The sequence below is a fragment of the uncultured Methanofollis sp. genome (assembly GCF_937919355.1).
Lineage (GTDB): Archaea > Halobacteriota > Methanomicrobia > Methanomicrobiales > Methanofollaceae > Methanofollis.
The window spans coordinates 1-3,532 of sequence record NZ_CALFSA010000179.1 but is presented as its reverse complement, the minus strand read 5'-3'; the positions used below and the strand labels follow the sequence as shown (position 1 = coordinate 3,532).

The following is a 3,532-nucleotide window of genomic DNA, read 5'->3' as shown; positions in this document are numbered from 1 at the left end:
CTCCGGCGGGACGCTCACGACCGGCACCTGGCAACACTCCATCAGTGTCATGTCTGTCCTCCCCCTTTTCTCCTCTAGAGGATAGGGGTATATTTTAAGATCGTCATCAGATGGCGATACGATGATTGTCCCGACACCAGAATGGGAAAAACTTCTGCACGACCTGGAGGGCACTGTCTTCCTCCTCGGCGCGAGCGACTGCGGCAAGACGACCCTTGCCCGCTGGATCGCCGCACAGAGGGGGGGCGTCGCCTACATCGACGGCGACCCGGGGCAGTCGGTCCTCGGCCCGCCCGGCACCCTCGGCCTCGCCCTCCCGGACGGGAGGATCCGCCTCCGGTTCACCGGGGCGTTCTCCCCCTCGCACGCACTCCTTGCGACCCTCACCGGCCTGCGGCGCCTCCTCGACGCCGCCGTCGCCGAAGGCCCGGAGGTCGTCCTCGTCGACTCCTGCGGCTACATCTGGAGCGACGGCGGGGTGGAGTTCCAGAGACGGTCGATCGAGGTCCTCAGGCCCGACGCCATCGTCGCCATCGGCAGGCAGGCAGAGATCGGCCGCATCCTCGCACCCTTCCCGGCCGTGCAGGTCCACCGCCTCCCGCCGGCACCCGCGGCGCGGCGGCGGTCGCAGGGCGAGAGGCGGCGGTACCGCGCCGAAAGACTCGCCCGCCACATGGAGGGTGCGGAGGAGGTCGTCGTCGGCCCTGACGTGCTCCGTATCGGCCACGCCCCGACCGTCGGCCACTTCGCCGCCCTCCTCAACGCCGACGGCTGGGTCCTCACCGCCGGGATCGTCAGCGCAACGGGGCCGGAGGGCGTCACTCTCACCGCACCCCCGCCGGCGCCCGGCACCCCCGCCTGCCTGGAGGTGGCGGACTTCAGGCCGGACCTGCCGCCACCCCGCTATCTTCAAGAGGGATGAAGCAGGGAAGGAAGAGAGATGGCGGCGGTCATCGAGGTGGAGGGGCTCGAACACTCCTTCGGGAAAGTGAAGGCCGTGCAGGGGATCAGCTTCACCGTCGAGGATGGGGAGATCTTCTCCTTCCTCGGACCGAACGGCGCCGGCAAGAGCACGGTGATCAACGTGCTCACCACCCTCCTCCCCCTCCAGAGGGGGCGGGTCAGGGTGGCCGGGTTCGACGTGGCGGCCGAGCCCGACCGGGTGCGGGAGGCGATCGGGATCGTCTTCCAGGAGGTCACCCTCGACCGGGACATGACTGTCCGGGAGACCCTGGAGTTCCACGGCCGCCTGTACGGCATGGAGAAAGGGGAGAGGATGCGGCGTATCGACGACCTCCTCGCCCTCGTCGACCTGACGGAGAAGAGGGACGTCCTCACCCGCCACCTCTCCGGCGGGATGAAGAGGCGGCTTGAGATCGCCCGCGGCCTCCTGACCCGCCCGAAGATACTCTTCCTAGACGAACCGACGATCGGTCTCGACCCGAAGACGCGGCGTCGGATCTGGGACGCGATCCGGGAGGTGAACAGGGCCGGGACGACGATCTTCCTGACCACCCACTACATGGACGAAGCCGACCACCTCTCCGACAGGATCAACCTCGTCGACGGCGGGCGGATCGTCCTCCAGGGTCGGCCCATCGACCTGAAAAACGCCCTCGGCCAGGACCTCATCTACCTGGAGACCGTGGAGAAGGAACGGGCGGCGGCCGTCCTCAGAGCGATGCCCGCCGTGAAGGAGGTGCGGGAGAAGGCGAGAGGGGTGCTCCTCATGACGGCCACGGACGGCACCCGCCTCCTCCCCGGCGTCATGGCGGCGATGGCCGGGGAGGGGATCACGGTGACGGCGGTGAACCTGAAGAAGCCCTCGATGGACGACGTCTTCGTCCACTACACAGGGCGGGCGCTCGCCGGGGAGACATAGATGGACCTCCGCTTTCTCACCATCACCTGGCGCGACCTCCTCCGGTTCGTCCGCTTCAAGTCCGTCCTCGTAGCCTCCCTCATACAGCCCGCCCTCTGGCTCGCCTTCTTCGGGATCGGGATGGCGAGTTCCTTCGAACGGTTCGTCCCGGGCGTCGCCGCACCCGGCACGGTGACGATCGGCTACCTCACCTTCATGTGCGCCGGGGTGATCGCCCTCACCACGCTCTTCACGAGCCTGTACGGCGGGATCATCTTCCTCTTCGACAAAAACTGGGGCCTCTTGAGGGAGATCGTCGCAAGCCCTCTCCCCCGCGGCAGTATCATCATCGGCATCGCTCTCTCGGGCGTGACAAAGTCGTACCTCCAGGCGATCGTCATCACCGGCTTCGGCCTCCTCCTCGGCGTCGAGTTCTTCGCCGGATTCAGCGCGATGGAGACTGTCGTCGCCGTCGCGGGCATGCTCGCGTTCATCGGCGTCTTCGCCCTCGGTTTTCTCTTCCTCTCCTCGGCGATCGCGGTCACGATGGAGACGCCCGAGGGGTTGCAGGCCGTGATCACCCTGCTCACTCTCCCGATCTTCTTCGCCTCGAATGCCCTGTACCCGACGGCCACCCTGCCCGACGCCCTCAAGGCCCTTGCCGCGGTAAACCCCCTCACCCACCTCATCGTCGGCATCCGCTACTTCGCCATCGGCCCTGACTTCACCGCCATCGGCGTCCGCTACGTGACGACGGCCGCAGACGTCGCCTTCTCCTTCTGCGTCCTCCTCGTCTTCGCCGCCTTCACCTATCTCCTTGCACGCTGGCGCTTCCGGCAGGTCACGGTGACCTGAGATGCAGCATCACGATCAGACATTTTATTCGGAGATAATTTATTTTTGGAAGAGAGTTATCGGAAAAATCAGTTTGTGAGGTCAATCTCACCACCAATGTTTGATATGAGATATGGATCGTAGAGTTTTATGCCGGATCTGAGAAAGTGAACATAGTGATCCATAAAGGCCCGTATGTCGCATTCAATGATACATTCACCCTGATGCACCCCGAAGGTGATTACCTCCCCTACCATCCCGATTTTACGGTGAGAGAAAACGGAACCTATCGGATACAGATCACACCTCTGGACCCTGGAGAGTTTAGAGTCGGGATCCGTCGGTATCCCAGAAATTTCCTCGCACGAATCTTTCCTGAAACCTGAAAGATAGCGGGACGGCCTTACCAGAGGTTAGAAGGATACGAACTTTCCCTCTCTATCCCATCGCAGGGGGCAGGGGCCCCCCGGTGGTCACCACCGGCGGGGGGAGGGTCGACTCCCCGAGGACCACAGACCCCGCACGGGTGCAGTCGGGGAGGTCGGTCAGGACGACGGAGAGTTCGGAGACCGTGGCCAGGGTCTCGTCGAAGCGCACTGTCCTCTCCACCCGCCCGTCCCATGAGGGTTCGTGGGCGATGGTCCCGATATGGTCGATGCCCTCCTCTTCGGAGACGGTAAAGACGTACGCACCGTTCCAGGGAGAGGAGGAGGAGGAGGAGGGATACTCCCCCCCGTGATCGAAGACCGGGAGGACCAGGACGCCGCGCCTCTCGTCGAAGAAGAAGGCCCTGTGGTCCTCGAGGGCCGGGGACCCGGTCATCTGGCCGCCGATGAC

4 protein-coding genes are annotated in these 3,532 nt (G+C 64.7%); 3 read left to right on the top strand and 1 reads right to left on the bottom strand.

The features are described from left to right. Positions 1 to 121: 121 nt before the first annotated feature. From Q0520_RS08965 to Q0520_RS08955, 3 genes are read left to right on the top strand one after another with little or no spacing between them, the layout of a single operon-like run. Positions 122 to 922: a Clp1/GlmU family protein gene (locus Q0520_RS08965; protein WP_298669079.1), complete on the top strand. Its 801-nt coding sequence runs from the start codon at positions 122 to 124 to the stop codon at positions 920 to 922. Between the two features lie 18 nt (positions 923 to 940). Then, entirely contained in the window at positions 941 to 1,882 is a 942-nt protein-coding gene (locus Q0520_RS08960; RefSeq protein ID WP_298669077.1) for an ATP-binding cassette domain-containing protein, read from the top strand. Continuing rightward, positions 1,883 to 2,716 carry an ABC transporter permease gene (locus tag Q0520_RS08955; RefSeq protein ID WP_298669075.1) on the top strand — a complete coding sequence of 278 codons (834 nt, stop codon included), beginning with the start codon at positions 1,883 to 1,885 and terminating at the stop codon, positions 2,714 to 2,716. Between the two features lie 417 nt (positions 2,717 to 3,133). Here Q0520_RS08955 and Q0520_RS08950 read toward each other — a convergent pair. After that, on the bottom strand, positions 3,134 to 3,532 hold a 399-nt coding region (locus Q0520_RS08950), incomplete at its 5' end, for a beta-propeller domain-containing protein (protein ID WP_298669072.1).